20 protein-coding genes are annotated in these 22476 nt (G+C 54.9%); 8 read left to right on the forward strand and 12 right to left on the reverse strand.

All coding sequences use genetic code 11. The features are described from left to right. Nucleotides 1–44 precede the first annotated feature (44 nt). Nucleotides 45–884 carry a toxin-antitoxin system YwqK family antitoxin gene (locus tag FBR45_RS25425; protein ID WP_138507278.1) on the forward strand — a complete coding sequence of 280 codons (840 nt, stop codon included), beginning with the start codon at nt 45–47 and terminating at the stop codon, nt 882–884. Nucleotides 885–892: 8 nt separating this feature from the next. Here the strand turns inward: FBR45_RS25425 and FBR45_RS25430 are convergent, their stop codons facing one another. The 3 genes from FBR45_RS25430 to FBR45_RS25440 form a co-directional block, all read right to left on the reverse strand. Next, a complete protein-coding gene (locus FBR45_RS25430; protein WP_138507279.1) occupies nt 893–1690 on the reverse strand; it encodes a tetratricopeptide repeat protein in 798 nt (265 codons plus the stop codon). A gap of 76 nt (nt 1691–1766) precedes the next feature. Further along, nucleotides 1767–3176, reverse strand: coding sequence for a DEAD/DEAH box helicase (locus tag FBR45_RS25435; protein ID WP_138507280.1), 1410 nt, complete (start codon nt 3174–3176; stop codon nt 1767–1769). A gap of 72 nt (nt 3177–3248) precedes the next feature. Next, on the reverse strand, nt 3249–4151 hold the full coding sequence (locus FBR45_RS25440; protein WP_138507281.1) for a fructosamine kinase family protein: 903 nt from the start codon (nt 4149–4151) through the stop codon (nt 3249–3251). A gap of 101 nt (nt 4152–4252) precedes the next feature. On the opposite strand from FBR45_RS25440, the gene FBR45_RS25445 reads away from it, so the two are divergent. Beyond that, nucleotides 4253–5449, forward strand: coding sequence for an anhydro-N-acetylmuramic acid kinase (locus tag FBR45_RS25445; RefSeq protein WP_138507282.1), 1197 nt, complete (start codon nt 4253–4255; stop codon nt 5447–5449). A gap of 8 nt (nt 5450–5457) precedes the next feature. On the opposite strand, the gene mog is transcribed toward FBR45_RS25445, so the two are convergent. The 3 genes from mog to FBR45_RS25460 form a co-directional block, all read right to left on the reverse strand. Further along, nucleotides 5458–5982: a molybdopterin adenylyltransferase gene (mog, locus tag FBR45_RS25450; protein WP_138507283.1), complete on the reverse strand. Its 525-nt coding sequence runs from the start codon at nt 5980–5982 to the stop codon at nt 5458–5460. A 103-nt stretch (nt 5983–6085) separates the two neighbouring features. Beyond that, nucleotides 6086–7906 carry a glycosyltransferase gene (locus FBR45_RS25455; RefSeq protein WP_138507284.1) on the reverse strand — a complete coding sequence of 607 codons (1821 nt, stop codon included), beginning with the start codon at nt 7904–7906 and terminating at the stop codon, nt 6086–6088. A gap of 184 nt (nt 7907–8090) precedes the next feature. Continuing rightward, nucleotides 8091–9089 (reverse strand): N(4)-(beta-N-acetylglucosaminyl)-L-asparaginase, encoded by a 999-nt coding sequence (locus FBR45_RS25460; protein ID WP_138507285.1) that lies wholly within the window; start codon nt 9087–9089, stop codon nt 8091–8093. 107 nt (nt 9090–9196) lie between these two features. Here FBR45_RS25460 and purU point away from each other — a divergent pair, with 107 nt between their 5' ends. Beyond that, a complete protein-coding gene (gene purU / locus FBR45_RS25465) occupies nt 9197–10012 on the forward strand; it encodes a formyltetrahydrofolate deformylase (RefSeq protein WP_394344399.1) in 816 nt (271 codons plus the stop codon). Here the strand turns inward: purU and FBR45_RS25470 are convergent. After that, nucleotides 9981–10730 (reverse strand): copper homeostasis protein CutC, encoded by a 750-nt coding sequence (locus FBR45_RS25470; RefSeq protein WP_138507287.1) that lies wholly within the window; start codon nt 10728–10730, stop codon nt 9981–9983. The two genes, purU and FBR45_RS25470, sit on opposite strands and share 32 nt — an antisense overlap. Nucleotides 10731–10940: 210 nt before the next feature. Here FBR45_RS25470 and FBR45_RS25475 point away from each other — a divergent pair, with 210 nt between their 5' ends. Next, nucleotides 10941–11162, forward strand: coding sequence for a DUF2795 domain-containing protein (locus FBR45_RS25475; protein WP_009284883.1), 222 nt, complete (start codon nt 10941–10943; stop codon nt 11160–11162). A 91-nt stretch (nt 11163–11253) separates the two neighbouring features. Here FBR45_RS25475 and FBR45_RS25480 read toward each other — a convergent pair whose 3' ends face one another. After that, complete coding sequence (locus FBR45_RS25480; protein WP_138507288.1) at nt 11254–11727, reverse strand: sterol desaturase family protein; 474 nt, start codon at nt 11725–11727, stop codon at nt 11254–11256. A gap of 171 nt (nt 11728–11898) precedes the next feature. On the opposite strand from FBR45_RS25480, the gene FBR45_RS25485 reads away from it, so the two are divergent. Further along, nucleotides 11899–12567, forward strand: a complete 669-nt coding sequence (locus FBR45_RS25485) for an AlbA family DNA-binding domain-containing protein (protein WP_077922469.1) — start codon at nt 11899–11901, stop codon at nt 12565–12567. Between the two features lie 3 nt (nt 12568–12570). Here FBR45_RS25485 and bioA read toward each other — a convergent pair whose 3' ends face one another. Continuing rightward, on the reverse strand, nt 12571–13863 hold the full coding sequence (gene bioA / locus FBR45_RS25490; RefSeq protein WP_138507289.1) for an adenosylmethionine--8-amino-7-oxononanoate transaminase: 1293 nt from the start codon (nt 13861–13863) through the stop codon (nt 12571–12573). Between the two features lie 14 nt (nt 13864–13877). Next, nucleotides 13878–14399 carry a KdsC family phosphatase gene (locus tag FBR45_RS25495; RefSeq protein ID WP_138507290.1) on the reverse strand — a complete coding sequence of 174 codons (522 nt, stop codon included), beginning with the start codon at nt 14397–14399 and terminating at the stop codon, nt 13878–13880. A gap of 50 nt (nt 14400–14449) precedes the next feature. Between FBR45_RS25495 and FBR45_RS25500 the strand changes: the two genes are divergently transcribed. The 3 genes from FBR45_RS25500 (at nt 14450) to FBR45_RS25510 (ending at nt 17810) form a co-directional block, all read left to right on the forward strand. Continuing rightward, nucleotides 14450–15850, forward strand: coding sequence for a methyltransferase RsmF C-terminal domain-like protein (locus tag FBR45_RS25500; protein ID WP_138507291.1), 1401 nt, complete (start codon nt 14450–14452; stop codon nt 15848–15850). Continuing rightward, on the forward strand, nt 15847–16884 hold the full coding sequence (locus FBR45_RS25505) for an alpha/beta hydrolase (RefSeq protein ID WP_138507292.1): 1038 nt from the start codon (nt 15847–15849) through the stop codon (nt 16882–16884). The genes FBR45_RS25500 and FBR45_RS25505 overlap by 4 nt, the downstream gene beginning before the upstream one ends. 107 nt (nt 16885–16991) lie before the next feature. Next, complete coding sequence (locus FBR45_RS25510) at nt 16992–17810, forward strand: enoyl-ACP reductase FabI (protein WP_138507293.1); 819 nt, start codon at nt 16992–16994, stop codon at nt 17808–17810. A gap of 77 nt (nt 17811–17887) precedes the next feature. Here FBR45_RS25510 and FBR45_RS25515 read toward each other — a convergent pair whose 3' ends face one another. After that, nucleotides 17888–20974 carry an AAA family ATPase gene (locus FBR45_RS25515; protein WP_138507294.1) on the reverse strand — a complete coding sequence of 1029 codons (3087 nt, stop codon included), beginning with the start codon at nt 20972–20974 and terminating at the stop codon, nt 17888–17890. Further along, nucleotides 20971–22203: a metallophosphoesterase family protein gene (locus FBR45_RS25520; protein ID WP_138507295.1), complete on the reverse strand. Its 1233-nt coding sequence runs from the start codon at nt 22201–22203 to the stop codon at nt 20971–20973. The genes FBR45_RS25515 and FBR45_RS25520 overlap by 4 nt, the downstream gene beginning before the upstream one ends. Between the last annotated feature and the right edge of the window lie 273 nt (nt 22204–22476).

Below are 22476 nucleotides of genomic sequence, written 5' to 3' on the forward strand. Positions count from 1 at the left end.
CCGCTCCGTCGCCTTTTTCCTCATTTTCGTCGGTATCATCGACCATGACAACGCTGGGCGTCCCCACCACTTCTTCGTTGAAAGAACAGAAAGATGCTTACCTGTCAACAATTATCCCGGCCGATCTGGGTCTCAAGGTGAAACAGCTCAAGAAATTGAAGGCTGACCGGAAAAGCAAGAAAAAACTATTAAAGACCGAATACGAGGGTCTTTCGATCGTGAAGGCCTATACGAAGATGGGAAGTGGCGATCGAACCATTGTAGAAGAGTTTTCAATTCTGCGCAGTAACGACGCAGCCAGGCCACTACCCTATGTCCGCGATGTCTACCGCTATTATCAGCGAAGCGCCCGGGTATCGAGTTCCATCATCCGCGACGAAGGCACGGGACTGCTTCTGCACGGACCCTATAAACGATACCAGAATGGCGAACTGGTCGAGGAAGGATTCTACTATGCCGGCATGAGAGACGGCCGCTGGGAAAAATACGACAGCAAATTCATGCTGGTCGATAAAACCTACTGGCATCGAGGTGTGCCAGCCGACTCAAAATTGACCTATTACGACTCGACCCATCAGAAAATCAAAGAAATCGTACCGGTCGAGTACGGTAAAATTACCGGCACCTACATGGCCTTCCACGAAAACGGCGCTCTGGCCGAAGAGGGTAAATACGACAATGGCGTAAAAATAGGCCGCTGGACAGAATTCTATCCCAGTACGCCGGGCGGTCGCCGAATGCGCCGGAAGATCGTTCAGCACGGTAGCAGCCAGTGGGATGCCGACTTTGAGCCGATCGTACTGACGGAGTGGGACGAGAAAGGGAAAGTGACCTTCGAGCGGGCCAAAGAAAAAACGATTCAGGAAGACGAAACCGAAAACTAAGCTGATACCTACTTAAAAATGCCCTTCGGATCAGGATGTTTGGCCAGCAGATCGTTGAGGTAATTCAAATCCAGCTGCGAGAGGTCGAGGTTGCGGGCCTGGTGAAAATAATCCCAGGCTTTGGCATAATCTGATTTCAGGTAGCTAACCAGCGACAGTTTCTGAAAAGAAGTGGCATTGGCAGGGGTTAGTGCTACGGCCCGCTGCAGGGCGGTTTCGGCCTCGTCGAGCATCTCGGGAGAGGTATGTTCCTGGTGGTATTTAATCTGCACCGTGGCCAGGTCCGTCATCAGTACGGCATTGCTGTCGGCAACGCTGAGCCCTCGTTTCAGCATTCTGATCGCGTCAGGCAACTGATTTTTTTGGTAGCAGACAACCCCCAGGCCCCAGTACGCATCGGCATTTTTGTCGTTCAGCAGCCAGGCCAGATTGAAGCGGTGAGCCGCGGTATCGAGTTGGCCATCGGCCACATAATCCCATCCCCGCGCGGCAAAAAAATCGCTGGCCTCCGGACGGCTGGCGAAATTCTGGTCGCAATCATTCAGAAAATGGACTTCTTGATCGATCTGCTCGGCTGTTTTAGGCCGTTCGCCAAAGAGCGGAAGCGTATTGGTTGCCCCGCCCGAAGTCTCTGTAGTAGCTTCGGTGGCATGAGCGCCCGTTTCCGTCTGCGTGGTTGCTGACGACTGCGAAACACCCGACGTACTGTTATTGCGGACTGATGTAATGAGCTGTTTGGGTTGAGCTGCCGAAATCAGGGGCAGAACAACGAGACTTAGCTGCATCAGATTCATTCGAACACGCATAACGGTCAGCACACCAGAGGAGTAGTATGTTCCGGTAGAACGAAGAAGGCAACCAAGTTAGTACATTTTTACGGAATTAACGCCGATTACCGCGGCCTCCCGGTCGTTTCGATCCGCCTGATTTGGAACCCGCTGCTGCGCCGGTTCGGGGGCGCGGGCCGGTGGGACGCGACGCTGGTTTGGCGCTGCTGCCAGGGCGGCTCGTGCCGGTTCTGGCTCGGGTCGGCGCCATGTTTTTCGCTTTCTTCTCGTGGAAAGCGCCCAGAAACGTTGGATCTTCTTTCCGGCGTTGTTCGTCGACCTCGCGCAATAGGGCCTGCTGCTCGTCAAATGGCGTTTCGGTAATCTCAACGACCCTCGGAATAGGAACGCGCGGTATCGTCATCCGGATAATCTTTTCGATTTTCTGAACGTGATACTCTTCGGCTATGGTCATAAAGGTGATAGCCTCGCCGGTATGATTGGCGCGGCCCGTGCGGCCAATGCGGTGTACGTAGTCTTCGTAGATGAGCGGGACATCGAAATTAATGACGTGACTCACTTCAACGACGTCGATACCACGGGCTGCCACATCGGTCGATACCAGCACCCGGATATTGCCTTCCTTGAAAGCCTCCATCGAGTTGATACGCGTATTCTGGCCTTTGTTGGCATGAATGACCCGAATCTGATCGGACTCAATCACTTTACGGGCCAGAAACTTGTAAATATTATCGGCGGTGCCTTTGGTTCGGGCAAATATGATACCCCGCGTGAAATCATCGCGGGTAACGAGGTAGTCGAGCAGGTTGATTTTAGTCCGGAAGTTTGGCACCTGATAAAGAACCTGGTTCACCATTGCAGCCGTTGAAGCCTGTGGGGTAACCTCCACCTTGATCGGCGCTTCGAGAAACTCTGACGACAGACGCTCAACGCGCCCGCCGAACGTTGCCGAGAAGAGCAGGTTCTGCCGCTTCGACGGAATAACCTCCAGAACAGCCCGGATCTGGGGCATGAATCCCATATCCATCATCTTGTCGGCCTCATCCAGGATCATGGTCCGGATATCTTTAGTAACGATATGCCCGAGTCGGTACAGGTCGATGAAGCGACCAGGAGTGGCCACCAGGATATCTACACCCTGGCTCAGCGTTTCGATCTGTTTTTTAGGGCCCAAGCCGCCATACAGAGCCAGATGACGCAGGTCGGTATATTTGGCCAGCTGGCCAATGGCTTCGTTGATTTGCAGCACCAGCTCGCGGGTAGGAGCCAGAATCAGCGCCCGTGGATGGGTGCCCTGGGCGTATTTCACTTTCATCAGCAGCGGCAGCAGATAAGCGGCCGTTTTGCCGGTACCTGTCTGCGCAATGCCCAGCACGTCGTGATTGCCCAGACTCAGCGGAATGGTCTTTTGCTGAATAGGGGTCGGCTCGGTATAGCCTAAATCGGCTACTGCATTCAACAACTGCCGGTTGATCTCAAACTGATCGAACGATGTAATCTCCATGATGCAAATCAATAATGGTGGGCCACGCGCTGAACTGACTGCATACGTACAACAGCCAAAACGCACTGACGCCTACAGGTAGCGCTTTAAAATTCGCTCTACGCCACTAACGTAACCTGACCCAAACAGATTCACATGTACCAGTAAAGGATACAGATTATAAATGCCCACTCGCTCGTCGAACCCCCGGTCGAGGGGAAACGCTTCGTTGTAGGCATCGTAGAAACGCTGATCGAATCCGCCAAATAATTTGCTGAACGCCAGCTCAGCTTCCCGAAACCCGTAATAAACGGCCGGGTCAATCAGGGCGGGGGCGCCTTGTTCGGTAACCATCACGTTGCCAGACCATAAATCGCCGTGGAGCAGGGCCGGCCGTTCGTTGGGAAGCAGGTTGGGGAGTTGCTCGCGCAGCCGGAAGAGGGCTTCATAATACGGTTTAGTCAGTAGCCCCTTATACAGCGCCATACCGGCCTGGGGTAATAGCCGCTGATCGAAGAAAAAGTCGAAACCGCTGCTGGTGAGCGTGTTGGTTTGCGGAAGCGAGCCGATGAAATTATCGAAATGAAGTCCGAACCGGGGCTGGGTGTGCGAGTGCATTTCGGCCAGCGACTGCCCCAGCATCTCCCAATACAGCTGATTCGGCTTACCCGACGAAATAAACTCCAGGATCAGGTACGACTTACCCTGGTGCTGCCCGCACCCCATAATTTCCGGAATCGCCAGCGTATCGGTTTGCCGGAGCAGGTTTAGTCCCCGCGCTTCCGTTTCGAACGGATTGAACGAGCCCAGCGTACTCTGGCTGTCGGCATGATTCCATTTTACAAAAAAAACGCCTTCCGACGAGAAGACCTGAGCCGCCATGTTGATGTCGCCCCCCGATAAAAACTGGGTCTCGATGACATCGACAGTGCGGCCCAGCGTCTGAAACAGAATGCTCTCGAAAAAGGAAAATTGTTCGTCTCCCCAAAAATTCATACACTTTGGCTGCAAGAAAGTATCTTCGGGCGTCCCAGACCGACAAACGCTGTTTCGGATGAACAGGCGGCTGGCAGACTAAAAAGAGACAACCCAAGGGCATGAACGCACAACTACAACGTCTTTATTCAGCGGCTCAGCAGGCCGATCGCCGGATTATCGGACTCATGTCAGGAACCTCCCTCGATGGCCTCGATATTGCCTTATGCCTGATTTCTGCGAGCGGTCCGGCTACCCGGGTGAAGCTTGAACAGTTTATGACAGTACCGTACGACGAAGGTCTGAAAGACGAGATTCGTGCTATCTTTGCTAAGACACAAATCGACTTCGAGCAACTTTGTTTACTAAATCCATACATAGGGCAGCTACACGGCCAGATGATTCTGGATGCGCTGCGTACCTGGAATATCGATCCTGGGTCGGTTGATCTGGTGGCCAGCCATGGTCAGACCGTATACCACGCGCCCAAAAGTCAGCATCGGCGGGCAGGCTTTCCGAACGCAACCCTGCAGATTGGCGACGGCGATCATGTAGCGGCTGTAACGGGTATTATCACGCTGAGCGACTTCCGGCAAAAACACGTGGCTCACGGGGGCGAAGGGGCACCGTTGGCCGTATACGGCGATTATTTTATGTTCTCCAAAGCCGGTGAAAATCGAATCTTACTGAACATGGGCGGTATCGCTAACTTCACCGACCTGCCAGCTACTGAAGATGCCAGCGCCGTTTTTACGACTGATACCGGACCCGGTAATACGCTCCTGGATGCCTACGCCCGCCGACTGCTGAACCAGCCGTACGACAAAGACGGCGCGCTGGCAGCCAGTGGCCTGGTAAACGATGAATTGCTGGCGGCCCTGAAAGATAACCCGTTCTTCGAGGCTCCGTTTCCCAAAACGACCGGCCCCGAAGTCTTCAATACCCAGTATGTAGACGCAGCTCAGGCGCGTAGCCGTACCACCGGCCTGGCACCCGCCGATCTGATGGCTACGCTGGTTCAGTTCAGTGCAGATACCATTACCGATGCCATCGGCCGCGTTCTGCGCGCTGGCGAATCATACATGGTATATATGAGTGGGGGCGGTATGCATAACCCGGTGCTGACCAGCGCCATCAGGCAGCGCCTGCCCAGCTGTAGCTTCGGATATACCGACGACCTGGGTATCAGTGGAGACGCCAAAGAAGCGGTTTTGTTCGCCGTTCTGGCCAACGAATGCGTGGCGGGTGGTACGACCTCCTTCGGAAATCGGCAGGGCGTGCCGAGTATCACTATGGGAAAAATTAGTTTACCGGCCTGATCATCCCCCTACGCCTTCGGGCGAAACACCTTCATCTGCTCTTCGTTGGTGGTCAGAAACGGCCCGCCAATCAGATCGATACAATACGGAATAGCCGGAAAAACGACCGACAGGCACTGGCCGATGGCCTTTGGCTTGCCCGGCAGGTTGAGTATCAGCGTCTGATTGCGGATGCCCGCCGTTTGCCGCGACAGAATGGCCGTGGGTACGTAGTTTAGACTTTCCTGCCGCATCAGTTCGCCGAAGCCGGGCATCATCTTCTGACAAACAGCTTCGGTCGCTTCGGGGGTTACGTCGCGGGGCGAGGGGCCGGTGCCGCCCGTGGTAACGACCAGACAGCAGCCCTCGCTATCGGCTAGCTCGATAAGGGTCGTTTCGATCTGGTCCTGCTCGTCGGGAATAACGCGGTATACCGGTTCCCAGTCGCAGGTAAGCCAGTCGGTCAGTAGCGCCACAACGGCCTTGCCCGGAATATCCTCGTACACGCCCGCGCTGGCCCGGTCCGAAATATTTATTACACCAATACGTATCATAGACTGGTAAAAACAGTGAGTCGGTTTACGCGGTTGGTGTTCGACTACCCGGAAACCGGGCTGCTGAACACCGGCCGCGTAAACCGACCGTCATCAACTAAAATTAAGGTTTCTTACGCTTTAGGGCCAGATCGTGGGCCGTATCGTAATACGAACGGAGGTTGGTCCAGTCGAAGACCTCCGCGATGCTCTCGACCCGGTTCCGCTGCTGAATACGGTCACGCTGGGCCATTTTTACGAATCGGAACAGGACGTTGGTCAGTTGGTCGGCGGCTTCGTTGAAGTTCTGCGTACGGCGATTGATGACATAGATACCACGGTTTTCGTAGTCCCGCATGATCTGCATGATAAAGTCCCCGAAGCCCGATTGGTCACTCGTAACCGTCGGAATGCCGCGCACGACGCACTCCAGCGGAGTATAGCCCCAGGGTTCGTAGTAGCTCGGGAACACCCCCAGGTGGCAACCACGCACAAACTGACTGTAATCCAGTCCGAACAGCGGATTGGTAGAGGCAATGAAGTCGGGGTGGTAAACGATCTTGACCCGGTCGTACTCATTGTTGACAAGGTTGGCCTGCTGGATAAACCGCGTCATGTCGTCTTCCTGCACGAGGTTGTGCGTCACGAAAGGCGGCAGCTGCTTATTCTTCCAGCTCTGAACCGTTCGCCGGAGCCGGAGCCGCCAGTACTCATCAACAAAGGTGTTGAGGTCGGGGAGGGCGTTGGCACTCTGCCCCGAAGCGGCTGCATGAAAGAGTCGTTCACCCACCTGTTTTTCGATGCTCTCGCAAGTTTCCTGAATCTCGTCGAGTAAAGCGCGGGAGTGAAGCACGTCGGGATTAATGGACGTAAAGGGCTGCTTGGTAACCATAAACATTACCACCGTCATGTCCATGTTGGCCTCGCGCATGCGGTAGTTAAGCCGGGCCAGAGCCTCCAGCGTAATGTCGTATCCTTTGTTGGTGAACTCGAAACGGCCGGAGGTAAAGAAATACAGGGTCTTTTCCAGATCGAATGAGTAGTTCTGGAAGAAATGGCCCATCACGAACTCGTGAATCTTATCCTTGTACTTGACGTGAAGGTTCTGGAACTCGTGAACAGCCGCAAAACGGGTGATGTTCAGTCCGTTTGGTAAAATGAGATCCGTTTGCCGACCCAGGAACACCTCGCACTCGCGCGACGTCACATCGCTGACGGTGGTGAACACGTGGGCCTGCTGAGCCGCCAGCCGCTCGATGGTTGCCTGGGTTTCGATACCGTAGTGGCGGGCTTCGCGGAGCCAGTCGAAAAACGGTAGCTTGCCGTAAAAGCCGGGTTCGTTCTGGGCCAGATACCGGCCCAGCATGGTAGCGTGGGTGGTGAAAACAGTAGCTACCTTTACGTTATCCCGGCGCAGGTCGGGCAGGCCGCTGCTGGCCATCCACTCGTGGAAATGAGCTACGAAATCGACCCGCCGGGCATGATCCTCTGCCAGCAGGGTGATAAAGACCCGAACCATCTCGCCGAACGCAATGGTCTGGTTCACCAGGTCTTCAACGTTCAGCGTTGATAGCTGGTGGTTTTGCCAGAGCTGGCCTTTGATGGCGTTGAGCTGGTCAACGCTGATGCAGGTAATATCGAAAAGGACAACGCGCGGCCGACCTGTTACGAGCCAGTACCCATACTCGACGCTATACCCCATCTGCCGCATCTTACGAACGGTCTGACCAATTTCGGTTGCGTCAGATTCGGTAATGGGTTCAAACTCGGCGGCTGCCCGCTGCGGGAAGTAGGGGCCCAGCGCTACGTAGTTATCGTCCCACTTCTCGACCATAGCCGGTACTTTAGACCGGATTACTGTATAGATGCCGCCGACCTGATTGCAAACTTCCCAGGCAATTTCGAGCAGAAGTTTGCGCTTCGACGTGGAGAATACCGATTCCAAGAGCTTATTTGTGGTTTTGGGTTGAGAACTATAGTGGTGTTGCAGCGGCCTGTTTATCGGGTCGGTTCGTTGCGTGATAAACCTGACCAATGGAAACGACAGCGTCAACAGATTCCATAACCTGACTAAGTAGCAAGGGTTCAAAAACGGCCCAAACTACGTATGCCAAACTACAAACCCCAAACTATTTACTCAGAAATGATTTAGCTTCCCGAACCTCCGTTCGTCCATTTTGCGAAACGGTATAGTTGAATCCGGTCTGGATACTGTAGGCCCCAATTTCGCCCTGTCGGTTTACGGCCAGTACGCCCACCTGTACATCGTTCAGATTGCCCTGCCCGTCAACGTATTTGCCATCTTTAATAGAAGGCCCTTTCACGATTCGGTTGATGACTTCCTCGCAGGCCTGCTGCGGTGTTTTACCCTGCCGCATTAGCTCAACCGCCAGAAAGGAACCGCAGGTGCGCATGACCAGCTCGCCCAGCCCGGTAGCGCAGGCTGCCCCGATTGTATTGTCAACAAACAGGCCGGAGCCGATGATGGGCGAATCGCCGACGCGGCCGTTCATTTTATAAGCCAGACCGCTGGTGGTGCAGGCGCCCGAGAAGTCACCTTTGGTATCCATCGCCAGCATACCGATAGTATCGTGGCGTTCAATGTTAACCTGGGGTTTGTATTTGGCCGTTTTCATCCACTCGCGCCAGGCGGCTTCCGATGATTTGGTGAGCAGGTTTTCTTTTTTGAAACCCTGAGACAGCGCGAACTTCAGCGCGCCCTCGCCCGATATCATGACGTGGGGCGTTTTCTCCATGACGGCCCGCGCTACAGAAATGGCGTGCATAATATGCTCGAGGTAGGTGACCGAGCCGCAGTTGCCGCGCTCGTCCATGATGCAGGCATCCAGCGTAACCCGCCCGTCGCGGTCGGGCAGGCCACCGTATCCTACGCTCGTATCATTCGGGTCGGCTTCGGGAACGCGGGCTCCGGCTTCTACGGCATCAAGCGCCCGCCCGCCCCGGCTTAGTACGGCCTCGGCGGCTGCGTTGGCCTTGGGCTGGTTCCAGGTCGATACAACCAGCGGACCGGATGCGTAAGACAGGGGTTTCGATTGAGTCGTGAAGGCCAGGGAAGGAAACAGGCCGGAGAGGGAGCTGAGCGTAAGAAAGCGTCGACGATTTACCATGAGTGTTGGGATTTGGCTAAAAATAAAGCATTAACCGGGACGCCGTACTACTTTTGCCCAATTTCTTGGTTTCTATGACTCCCGACACCAGCAAACACATCCTGCTCATGGATGGTCCCGACAGTAAGGGACTGATCTACCACGTTACGGGCGTATTGTATCGTCACGGCCTCAACATCATTCATAACGACGAGTATGTAAGTCCGGCCGGCCAGTTTTTCATGCGCACCGAGTTTGAGGGAACATTTGATAGTGAGGCCCTGCTAAACGAGTTATATAATACCCTACCCAACGCCGACGGCATTACCTTCCGGCTCAACCCGAAGCGAAAAAAGAACATTGTTGTCTTCGTTACCAAGGAGCACCATTGCCTGGGCGATCTGCTCATCCGTTACGCCTTCGACGAACTGGACGCCGATATACTGGCCGTGATCAGCAACTACAATCACCTGCAGCCGCTGGTCAGTAAGTTCGGAATTCCTTTTCATTACGTCTCCCACGAGGGCCGGAGCCGCGAAGAGCATGAAGACGCCATTCGAAGAACGCTGTCTATCTACGAGCCGGAATACCTGGTGCTGGCCAAATACATGCGCGTGCTGACGGCCGGATTCGTTGGCCTGTTCCCGAACCGGATCATCAACATCCATCACTCGTTTCTGCCCGCCTTCGTGGGTGCCAATCCCTACCGGCAGGCTTACGAGCGGGGCGTCAAGATCATCGGTGCCACGGCCCATTTTGTCAACAACGACCTCGACGAAGGGCCCATCATTGCTCAGAATGTAAAAGAGGTAGATCACCGCCATTCGGCAGCGGATATGGCTACCGAAGGGCGCGATGTCGAAAAAATTGTGCTGTCTCAGGCACTGAAGCTGGTCTTCAACGACCGGGTGTTTATTGCCGGGAACCGCGCAATTGTGCTGTAATCGTCACCACTGCCTGTATCTTATCGGTGTTGGCTTCGACAAGGTCATACTCGCCGGGCACCGACGAGGCCATTGACAGGGCGGGCTGCCGATAGTGCATCGTACTGTCGTGCCGGATACCACCACTGAGGTGCAGCGCATCTACGTTGGCGTTGATCAGTACCTGAGCATTCTGCGCGTTGACTCCCGATCCGGCCATGATCTCGATCCGGCCCGCAGCCTGCCGGGTTAGCTGCTGCAGAAGCGTTGCTCCACGGTCGGCTGTAGGTTGCTGCCCTGACGTAAGAATCCGAACCGCACCGGTGCGAATGACGGCCTCCAGGGCTTCGGCAGGGTCGCGGGTCATATCGAAAGCCCGATGAAAGGTGACCGGCAGGGGGTGGGCCAGTCGAATCAGTCGTTGGGTCGTTGCTTCATCAACCGTACCGTCGCTGTTCAGCAGCCCCAGTACGATGCCATCGGCGCCGTAGGCCTGAGCCAGTTTAATGTCGTCTTCCATCACCGCCAGCTCTGACTCGTTATAGAGGAAGTCGCCCCCACGCGGACGAATCATCACGTAGAGGGGAATATGCAGGTGTTGCCGGGCCTGCCTGATCAGGCCCGCACTGGGCGTAGTGCCGCCTTCGGGCATACCCCCACACAGTTCGATACGACCGGCGCCGGCCTGTTGGGCTGTCAGGCAGGAGGCCAGCGAGTAAGCACATACTTCAACAATCATTGGTTTCAAAATCAACCTATATGGATAAGGGTTCGGCCGCCGAAGAGCGACATTGAGTAGGAACCCAAAACAAAACAAAAGCTATTGCGTTATTGGCCTAAATCCCCATACAGGCCGTTCTGCAACATTTTTGAGGAATTAGTCTTGGAAATCAAGTTTTTTTTACTTTTGCACCCTCATTGAAAAATCGACATTAACTACGAACACACTATGTACTGGACACTTGAACTGGCCTCCTATCTGGAAGATGCCCCCTGGCCCGCTACCAAAGATGAACTGATTGATTATTCGATTCGCTCCGGCGCTCCGCTCGAAGTGGTTGAAAACCTCCAGGAACTCGAAGACGACGGACAACCTTACGAAAGTATTGAAGAAATCTGGCCCGACTATCCAACCAAAGATGATTTCTTCTTCAACGAAGACGAATACTGAGCCAGCTTAAAAAGACAGTACAAAAAAGGTGTACCTGCGCGAAGCGGATACACCTTTTTTATGCCCGGAAGCAACCGGATAGGGCCGTTGGTCAGGCCGTTTCTGATTTTGCTCTTTCCTTAACCGGACGGTCGTATTTCTTGGGGGCATACAGAAAGCCGAATGCTTCGGCGCCCTCTTTAGTATGTACCTTATGGTGAATATAGTGCGCCCGCATGATGCGCTGCATGTAACGCCCGTTGGTGTTGACGTTCAGCCTGGCTCGCCGGTGTACGATTACATCGTGGAATACAAAATAAAATACCCCGTAGAGCGTAACGCCCGCGCCAATCCAGGCGAGGAACCGATAGTCGGGCAGCTCCACGCCCGCTACGATCAGCGAGATGGCAGTACCGGCAAAAACAACCGCAAACAGGTCGTTTCGCTCAAAAAAACCTTTGTGATGATTGTGGTGATCGCGGTGCCAGCTCCATAAAAAACCGTGCATCACGTACTTATGGGTAAACCACGCTACCCCCTCCATAAACAGGAATGTACCAATAACGAGCGCAACGTTTAGCAGCATTTTTATGTTATTTATACGATTGAGTTAATCATCTCTGCCAATTTGTAACGGTGTGTACGACCAAAAAGTTGGCCGTAGATAACCCACTTTTCTGCAAAATAGAGATACAGGAATAATAGTTGCAAGGTTGTGGAAAAGTCGTATATTTATCGCGATTCAGTGCTCAACCAGATGACCCCATCTGTTATGGACCATCAGGCGCTCAAGAACCTGGTTAAACGGGGAGAGGGTTCCCATTTAGAGTTCAAGCTGAAAACAAACCATCCCGAAAAAATTATTCGGGGCGTGGTAGCCTTCGCCAACACCAACGGCGGAACCATGCTCATCGGCGTCGGCGACGACAAAACGATTCCGGGACTGAAATACGCCGACGAAGACGAGTACCTGCTCGTTCGGGCTATTCACAAATACTGTTTTCCGCGCATTTCCTACACCATCGAACGGGTTCAGCTCTACGACGAGCGCGAAGTTCTCGTTATCCGGGTGCCGCCCAGCCTCAACAAGCCGCACTACATCATTCCCGACCCCCAGGAGCCCGACAACAAGAAGGCTTACGTACGCGTGGCCGACAAATCCGTGCAGGCCAGTCGCGAAGTGCGCGAGATCCTGAAAGGCGAGCAGGCCGCCCGCGATATCCGGTTCAACTACGGCGAGAAGGAACGTAAGCTGATGCAGCACCTTGGCGAGCACAACAGCATCACGGTCGATCTGTTTGCGTCCATTGCGGGTATATCGCGCAAAATAGCCTCCCGAACGCTCGTGCTGCTGGTGCTGGCCAACGTGCTCGAAATTCATCCCAACGAGGTAGTTGATCAGTATACGACCCGACCAGTATCGTAGCGGTTATCGGTCAGTGCGGGTTTCAGCCAGGTGGGTCAGCAGCGCTTCGATCTGAGTATAGGTGTATTGCAGCTGCTCATTGGTGGTGCAGTAGGGCGGCATCAGGTAAAGCACATTCCCCAGCGGCCGCATTAGCACACCCCGGTCCAGCAGAAACGCATACGCCCGATCCCGAATGCCGTTGAAATAAGACGTGCCGCCCTCGCTTAGCAGATCGAAGGCCAGCAGCGTGCCCCGCTGCCGAACGTTACCCACGCCCGAATGGGCTGTCAATCGACTGACGAAACCGGCGTGCTGCTGACAGATACGGTCAATATTGTCCCGCGTATCGTCAGAGAGCGTCAGGTCCATGCTGGCTAGTGCCGCTGAGCAGGCCAGTGGGTTGGCGGTATAGGAGTGTCCGTGAAAAAGCGTCTTTATTTTTTCGGTCGATAGAAACGCTTCGTATATCGGTTGCGTGCAGGTAGTGACGCCCATGGCCATCGTGCCGCCGGTTATCCCCTTCGACAGACACATCAGGTCCGGCTTTTCGGTCAGATAGTCCGAAGCAAACAGTCGGCCCGTACGGCCAAACCCCGTCATTACTTCGTCGGCAATCAGGAGCGAGCCCTGTTGCCGGGCCATCCGAAACAGTTCGTCGAGTACGGCGGGTTCGTACATGACCATGCCACCAGCGCCCTGCACCAGCGGTTCAGCAATGAAAGCGGCCACATCGGTCGTAAACAGCGCTTGGGCCTGTTGTAATACGGCTTCCTCCTGACCCGGTACCGGTACCGGCAGGTACTCCACATCGAACAGGAAGGGAGTAAACGGGGCCGTAAATGCACTGCGCCCGCTTACGGCCATCGCACCGAACGTATCGCCGTGGTAGGCGCCTTCCAGTGCAATGACTTTCTGGCGGGGTTGGCCCAGGTTATACCAGTACTGGAAAGCCATCTTGAGCGCCACCTCAACCGCCGTAGAGCCGTTGTCGGAGTAAAAAACTTTGGCCTGGCCAGCTGGTAGTATAGCCAGTAGCCGCTCTGCCAGTTCAACAGCCGGCTGGTGGGTGAAGTCGGCAAAGATGACGTGTTCGAGGGTACTCAGCTGCTCCGACACACGTTGCGCAATGTATGGGTTGGCGTGGCCGTGCAGGTTAACCCACCACGACGCAATCATGTCCAGGTATTCGCGGCCATCGGCGCCATAGAGAACAGAGCCGGCTCCCCGAACAATGGGAGTGGGTAGCGGAGCCGTCTGCATTTGGGTGAACGGATGCCAGACGACAGCCTGATCACGGGTAGCTAAATTGAGCATAGGTTGTTGACTAGTTAGGAATGCCACTTCGCCTGTGCTTTCAACACGCGTTCGATCACATCGCGAACGGCCCCCTGACCACCCGCTTTCTGCGACACATAAGAACAGAGGGCTTTGACTTCGTCAACGGCATCGGCGGGGCAGGCCCCCAGTACGTCAGGCCGGCTAAGTATCGGGCAGTCGGGCAGGTCGTCGCCCATGTACAGGATTTCCGATTCGTTCAGGCTATCGCGGGAAACGTAGGTCAGGAAGGTGTTGAGCTTCTGATCTGAGGGGTTGCCCATGAACAGATCGGTTACTCCCAGGATCTCGAACCAGTTCCGAACGCCATCGGCCGTGGCGGCCGAAACGATACCGACCCGGAAACCCGCCCGAAGCGCGTGCTCAATGGCGTAGCTGTCTTTGATGTCGAAGGTTCTGAATTGTTCGCCGGAAGCCAGCAGATGCACATCGCCGGTGGTCAGAACCCCGTCAATGTCAAAAATAAAGGTTCGGATGGTAGCGAAACGGTTGAGTAAGTCAGGCGTAAGTAGCATCCGGCAAAGGTAATGAATCAATCCGCGTGCTGGTTTCGTACCTTTGAGTAATGAATACTCTTCCAAAAACAGGGCTCCCGAAGGACCAGCTTCCGCTGGCGTTTCAGCATCAGATGCAGACGCTGCTGGGTGATGAATTTCCGGCTTTCGAAGCTGCGTTAGGGATGCCCGCTCCCGTGAGCATCCGGCTAAATCCGCGCAAACCGGCCGTCGACACGACGGAACTGGAGCGGGTGCCGTGGTGTGCGGATGGGTTTTACCTGCCCCAGCGCCCTAATTTTACCCTCGATCCGCTGTTTCAGGCGGGCGCTTATTACGTACAGGAGGCCTCGTCTATGCTTTTAGCCGAGGCCCTGCGGCAGTCGGTCCGGTCCGATAGGGCCCTTCGGGTGCTGGACCTGTGTGCGGCCCCGGGCGGAAAAAGTACACTGCTTGCGTCGGCCCTTCATCCCGATAGTCTGCTGATCTGCAATGAAGTGATCCGGAGTCGGGTGTCGGTGCTGCGCGAGAATATCGAAAAATGGGGTTACCCGAACGTGGTGGTCAGCAATCACGATCCCGAAGACCTTGGTAAACTATCGGGATTTTTTGATGTGGTTCTGGTCGATGCACCCTGTTCGGGGGAAGGGTTGTTCCGGAAAGATCCTGATGCGGTTGGCGAGTGGTCGGTCGATAGCGTACAGCTCTGTTCGGCCCGGCAGAAACGGATTCTGGCCGCTGCTGCACCCCTGCTCGATCAGGGCGGTATCCTGATTTACTCGACCTGCACCTACAACGACGCCGAAAATGTGGATAACATGCAGTATCTGGTGGATAACGGTTTCGACAGCCGGCCGCTGGTACTGCCTGCCGAGTGGAATATCGTTGAAAAACACGTGGGCGATGCGGTTGGGTACCAGTGTTATCCACATCGGGTCCGGGGCGAGGGGTTTTTTATCAGCGTTTTCCGGAAAACAGCGTTCTCCCCCACGGTCAGGCTCGACGCCCGAACGTTCCGGAGCATCCGGGCGTTGCGTCCGCGCGAAACGGCTTCGGCTTCGCAATGGCTCCAGCACCCGGCCGACTTTTCGTTCTGGGAAAAACCCAACGGCGACGTGATGATACTGCCCAAAGCGCTGGAAAAGCAGTTTCTATTTCTGGACGTGGCTGTCCACAACAAAGGCTTTGGCCTGGAGATCGGGCAGTTCAAAGGAACCGACTTTATTCCGTCGCATGCGCTGGCGTTGAGTACAGTAGTTCATGCCGACCGGCCGGCTATCGAACTCAGTAAAGAAGAGGCACTTCGGTACTTTAAGAAAGAAAACCTGGTATTCGATCGGCTCGTCAAAGGCTGGTTGCTAGCCCGGTATAAAGGCCTGAATCTGGGCTGGATGAAGGGCGTAGGCAACCGCGTCAACAACTACCTGCCAAAAGACTGGCGTATCCGAATGGAAATCAAAGAGTACGCATGAAACGACTATTCACCATCACGGGTTTGCTGCTGGCTGTATTGGTCGGCGGCTATGTACTCGGGCCATCGTCGCATTACGATCCCATCAAAGACGAGCCCATTATCCTCGATTCTGATTTGGTTAACCTTGAACAACAGATTGCCGAGTCAGAAGGCAAAGCGGGGCTGAAGCCCGACAACGAAGCCCGGATCATCTGGGCCGATAGCTCGCGCAAGGTAAAGACGCCCTACAGTCTGGTCTATATTCACGGGTTCTCGGCGAGCTGGGCCGAGGGCGATCCCGTTCATAAGCAGCTGGCCCGGCGGTTCGGCTGCAACCTGTATCTGGCCCGCACCGACGGCCACGGCGTTAAGTCGCCCGATGCGCTCAAAGAGATGACGCCTGCCAGTTACGCAGCGTCGGCCGAGCGGGCGCTGGCCATCGGGAAAGCACTGGGCGAAAAAGTTGTGGTTATCGGCACTTCGGCGGGGGGCATGCTGGCGCTGTACCTGGCCGCGCGCCATCCTGAACTGGAAGGGCTGGTGCTGTATTCGCCCTGTATTGCGGTGGCCAATCCGGCGCTGAAGCTGGCTACGCGGCCCTGGGGCAAACAGATTCTAGACCGGGCTTTTGGGGGCGAACATGCCGTCATGACCCACTACAAACCCGACCGGGCCCAATACTGGTTTACGCAGTATCACACCAACGGACTCATTACGCTGCAAACCATGCTCGATCAGTATATGACCCCCGAGCAGTTTCGGCAGGTGAAGCAGCCGGTGTTCATGGGCTATTATTACAAGGATGAAGACAATCAGGATAAGGTGGTGTCGGTAGCGGCCATGCTGGCAATGTATGACGAACTGGGCACACCGGCCGATAAAAAACAGAAGCTGGCTTTTCCCGAAGCGGGGGAGCACGTTATTGCATCGCACTTCACGTCGGGCGATCTGGACGGGGTGTACAAGACAACCGAAGCGTTTATGCGGAACGTGCTGAAGATGCCCGTTGCGGGCGCTTCGGGCACAACGGTAGCCCTTAACCTGAAAAAATAGTCTACTTTTGTTGTTCCGACTGGAATAAAAGCAATACAGTCGTGTGGTGTTTGACCGCAACCTGTGATTTGACCATCGAGCCGCGAACCCGGCAAAACAGAGAAAAAATGGCTTACGGATTACTGAATGGAAAGCGAGGCATCATTTCGGGTGCCCTGAATGAACAATCAATTGCCTGGAAAATTGCCCTCAAGGCCAAAGAAGAAGGGGCTACGTTTACATTGACCAACGCGCCCATCGCCATGCGTATGGGAGCTATCCGCGACCTGGCTGAGCAAACGAATGCCGAAATTATTCCGGCCGATGCTACCTCATCCGACGATCTTGACAATCTGTTTACCAAATCGCAGGAAGTGCTGGGCGGAAAAGTTGATTTCGTGCTGCACAGTATCGGCATGAGCCCCAACATCCGCAAAGGTCGCGCCTATACCGATCTGAACTACGACTGGCTGAAACAGACGCTCGATATTTCGGCGGTGTCGTTTCATAAAATGCTCCAGTCTGCCTATAAACTCGACGCCATCAGTGAGTGGGGTTCGGTAGTGGCGCTGACCTATATGGCGGCCCAGCGTACCTTCCCGTTCTATACCGATATGGCCGATGCCAAAGCCCTGCTCGAATCTATTGCCCGGAGCTTCGGCTACCGCTACGGCCAGCACCGCAAAGTGCGGATCAACACGGTGTCGCAGTCGCCTACGCCAACCACGGCGGGCAGCGGTATCGGTGGTTTTGACCGGTTCTTTGAATTTGCTGAAAAAACGGCTCCGCTGGGCAACGCCACCGCCGATCAGTGCGCCGACTATTGCATTACGCTTTTCTCGGACATGACCCGCATGGTTACCATGCAGAACCTCTTCCACGACGGCGGCTTCAGCATGACCGGTATTTCGGAAGAAGTAATGGATATGATCAACAAGCAGCAATAGTACTACAGTATAAAAAAGCGGGCTGTGTGTCAGAGACGGTATCTACGATTCCGTGCTGATGCACAGCCCGCTTTTGTTTAACCCCAGCTGGTCTCAATCCGGCTACCGGTCTCGGTGGCTATCGTGCGGATGTAAGTGTCGACTTCATGCTGCAGGTCGTCAACGTGCGAAATAATACCGACCACCCGGTTTTCCGTACGCAAGGCTTTCAGCGTTTTGAACACCGTTTGTAGGGCGTCCTTGTCGAGCGTACCGAAGCCCTCGTCCAGAAAAAACAGATTCTGCCGCGCTTTGGTGAGGTGCTGGATGTTATCTGACAGCGCCAGTGCCATGGACAGGGCGGCCTGAAAGGTCTGGCCGCCCGACAGGGTTTTCACGCTTCGCAGTTCGCCCCCGTTCATGTAGTCGCGAATCTGGAAGTTATTTTTCTCGTCCAGTTCCAGCTTGAGCTGATTGTTAGTCAGCTTGAAGAATCGCTCATTAGCCGATTCGCAGAGGCTTTTCAGATAAACGGACGATACGTAGTTGACGAACCCCTGCGCCCGGAACATCTCGTCCATCTTTTTCAGATCCTGGCGCCGGAGTTCCAGCTCGTCGTGCCGCTTCTGGTGGCTCAGTTTCTGTTGCCATTGGGTTTCGAGCGCGACCAGTACGCTCGTAGCGCGGCCGTGCTCTTTGTTCAGCTCGTCTTTTTCGGCCTGTAAAATCGCCAGTTGCTGCTGAACGGATGCCAACTCGTCCGGGTCGAAGGGATGCTGGGTTAGTTCAGCCTCCAGGAGGTCGACCTGGCGCTGAAGCCCGCTCCGCTTCTCATTGTATTCGTTGAGCTGCTGCTTCTCCCGCCCAACGTTCAGCTCCGACCGCACAATACGGATTACCTGATCGCGCGTCAGGCGCTGCGCTTCCAGATTCCGGGCAATGGTCGTGTCGAGCGCGTCCAGTTCGGTAGTTACCTCGCTTAACTGGTTGTGAAGCTGCTGAATCTGTTCTTCAACGGTTGCCAGCTCTTTCTCGGCCTCGCTTTTCTGTTTCGAGGTAGCATCGAAGTTGAGCCGGGCCTGGTTGTACACCTCACTCAGCGACGCCCGCAATGCGTCAATCTGATCGAGCCGCCAGTTGGTGACCTCATCGAGTCGGAAATGCGCCAGTGATTCGGCAGCCGTTTTCAGCTGGCCACTCAGCCCCGCAATAGCCTGACCGGTCTCGATGACCTTTTTTGACAGATCGTTGTGTGCTTTTTCGGCGTCGGTAATCAGTTGGTCGAGGTTTCGGATAGCCTGCTGGGCGTCCTGAATCTGCTGTTGCGCATCGCTTTCCCGGCGTATGGCCTCGGTTACCTCCCCTTCCCGCTCTTTCGAGAATTCGGGCCAGACAAAACGGTCTTCATGTTCAGTCAGCTGTTTGACGATATGCGTGCGTTCCTGAATAAGTCGTTTACCGTTTTCCAGCTCGGCCCGCAGTTTCGTAACCAGTTCTTTAATCGTTAACTGAAGCGTTGAGGTGTCTTCAATACGCTGTATAACTTTCTCCAGAGCGGCTTCGCTGCGTTGCACATCGGCCGGATTGGCGTCGCCCCGGTGGCGGTCAGGGTGGTGAGCCGATCCACACAGGGGACAGGGCTGCCCTTCGCTGAGTGCATCGGCGTATTTTCGCAGTTCGTCCTGAATCAGTAGCTGCCGGTGTTTCTGCTCGCGCTCCTGCCGAATTGTTTTAAGGTTGGTCAGGGCGTTGTCGATATAATCGGGCAGGACCTTAAGCGTCAGGTCGGTCCATTCGGCCGGAAAACCGGCCAGTACCTGGTTCTTTTCCTGCTTGAGATCATTTATGGCCTGGTCATATCGTTCAACTGCTGCCTGAAGATCGTTGGCTTGCTTTTTCAAGGGCGTATAGACCGCAAACCAGTGCTTGACCTGGTACAGACGCTCCAGGTCAGACGCCCGTCCGAGCCCCTGATCCAGCACCCGCTGCTGTTGAGCGCGGGCAGCCTTGTGACCTTCGAGCTGAGCAGCCTGCCGGTCGAGCTGCCCCGATAAGGTCGTCTGATAATGCGTCTGCTCGCCAATGGTCTGTTGCAGGGTTCTGATCTGCTGCACCGTATCCAGCTCGTCAATTTTCTGCTGTAGCTCATCCCGGCTTTCATAAGCCTGCCGGGCCGCTTCGTAGAGCTGCTCCAGCCCCGCAAGCCGCTTCGTAACAGACTGTAGTTGCTGCTGGGCGGTCCGTTCGCTCTCGGCCAGCCGACTTTTTCGGGCGCTTGCTTTTTCAAGACCCGCCAGATCGGCCTGAAACAGCAGCAGGCAGCTTTCGTACAAAGCCAGTGTCTGCCCGCGCTCCCGGTAGCTCGCTTCCTGCCCCAGTAGCAGGCTCAGTTCCTGCTGGAGTGATGACAGGGTTTTGCGCTGCTTCTGCCGATCGAGCAGGCGCTGCTCGGTGGGGAGTAGTTCGTTGATGTCGGTATCTTTCCGGGTCAGGGTTTCCGTAATGGCCACAATGACCGACCGGGCCCCATCGATAGCTTCGGGCGTAACCGCTTCCAGGGGAGACAGTAACCCCCGCAGTTCGGACAGTTGCTCATCGTTTGCTTTGCTCAATTTGGTAACCCGACCAGCCAGGTCGTACTGATCCAGCTTGAACAGCTGATTCATCATTTTGGTCCGTTCGGCAGCGCCCAGTTCCAGAAACTCGCGAAACTGGTTCTGCGGAATAATGATGATCCGCTTGAAGTTGTCGTAGTCGATCCCCAGAATATTCCGCGTCAGTACGGCAACATCATCTTTTTCTGTACCGATGGGCGTCCATTCGTCGTCTTTTCGGATGAACATCCGCCGTTCACCCGCCCCGATTTCGTGATGTTTCTTCGGATGCCGCCGGGCTTCGTACGTGAACTTGTATACCGCCTGATCCGGGCCCGCCTGGAACTCGAAGTCGATCATGAGCTGCTTCGACTTCAGGTTCATCATATTGTACTGGCGATTATCACGGCCGTTCAGTCGTTCGGTCTCGCCGTAGAGGGCAAAACTGATGGCTTCGAGCAGCGACGTCTTGCCGCTTCCCACTTTACCGAAAATGCCGAACACGCTCGCGCCAGCCAGTGGCCTGAAATCTACTTCCTGAACGTCCTGGTAGGAATACAGCCCCTGAATGCGCAGCTTAATGGGTATCATTCTAACTCGGTTGCTAAAATCTCGTTGAACAGCTGCCGGAGTCGCTGATTGGGCTCCTGCCCTTTGTTCTTGTTCTTGAAGTACTCCGTAAAAAGCACATCCATACTTTGCGTCAGGTCGATCACCGGACTGCGCTGGGCGTCGGTCGTTTCAATATCACGGATATCCGGAATGATACTGGCCGATGACAGGGCTTCGTGCGCCTTTGCCAGTCGCCGGCGGTCTTCGGCTGTCAGGTAAGTAGGGGTCTGAAGGGTAATCTCGGGATAACATTCTGGGTTAGCCTCCAGCCATTCGATGGCATCATCGACACGGGTAAATCGTTTTCGGAGAAGCCGCTTTCCCGTTTTCAGTGGAACCGCCCGAACGTCGACCGCCCGGCCTGGCTCGGCATCGATGAGCATCGCATATTTTTGCTGATCCGCTTCGGCAAAGCTGTAGGCCAGCGGACTGCTGCTGTACACTACCGGACACGGGCCGCCCCCAATCTCCTGCTGCCGATGCAAATGCCCCAGCGCCACGTATTGTACCGGTGCGGGAATCATATCGGTATACACTACCGAAGCGCCCCCTACCTGTAGAATGCTGCGTTCATCATCCGACTCTTCGGGTTGTTCGCCCCCGCGTTTCATGACAAACAGATGCGCAACGAGCAGATTAACCCCCTGGTCATCCATGTAGGTGCTGGCCAGGTCGCTCCAGTGCTGTTGAATATGTTCCCGAAACTGATCCGTAGCGTTGGTCATCCCATAATACGTACGCATCCGGGCCTCGTTGGCATAGGGAGTCAAAATAATACGAACCGGGAAATCGTGCCGGGGCAGCTTCAGTTCAACGAAGCCGGGCGCAACCTGAAGTAGTTTCGTCTCACAGGTGAGCAGGTGTGATCGAACTTCCGTTTTTGGGAAGCCGACGAATATGATACCGCACTCGCGGCCGAAGTGATCCTGCGCTTCAATCCGATCCGGGTTGTCGTGGTTGCCGGCAATCACGACAACCGGCCGACGACCGCCCCCCGTCAATCGTTTCAGCGTACTATATAATAAATCTTCGGCTTCGGCAGATGGATTAAAGGTGTCAAACAGGTCGCCAGCCACCAGCACCAGATCAACGTCTTCGGCTTCGACAAGCTCGACCAGTTCATTTAACACCCCTTTTTGCTCGGTAAGCCGGCTGAAATCCTGCAACCGCTTCCCCAAATGCCAGTCCGCTGTATGTAAAATTTTCATGGAATAAGGCTGGATAAGCACTATACAGGTAAAAAGAAAGATGCAATATACGGCATGTGATACGGATATAGAGCCCGAAAAGAGAGCTAACCGTAGGACACAGGGGAGAATAAATTGTAGTCTTGCGAAGGCATCTAAAAAGCTTGAAAAAAGTTTAAACTTTTTTCGTCGGATAAGTGGCTGAGGGTGGGCCACTTATCCGATGGGTGGGGCCGGGGCCCTCAACTATTTTTCCGCCAGGGCTTGACAGGGGCCAAAAAGCGCCCTACCTTT

Origin of the sequence: Spirosoma lacussanchae, assembly GCF_005870035.1 — a bacterium.
Classification (GTDB): domain Bacteria; phylum Bacteroidota; class Bacteroidia; order Cytophagales; family Spirosomataceae; genus Spirosoma; species Spirosoma lacussanchae.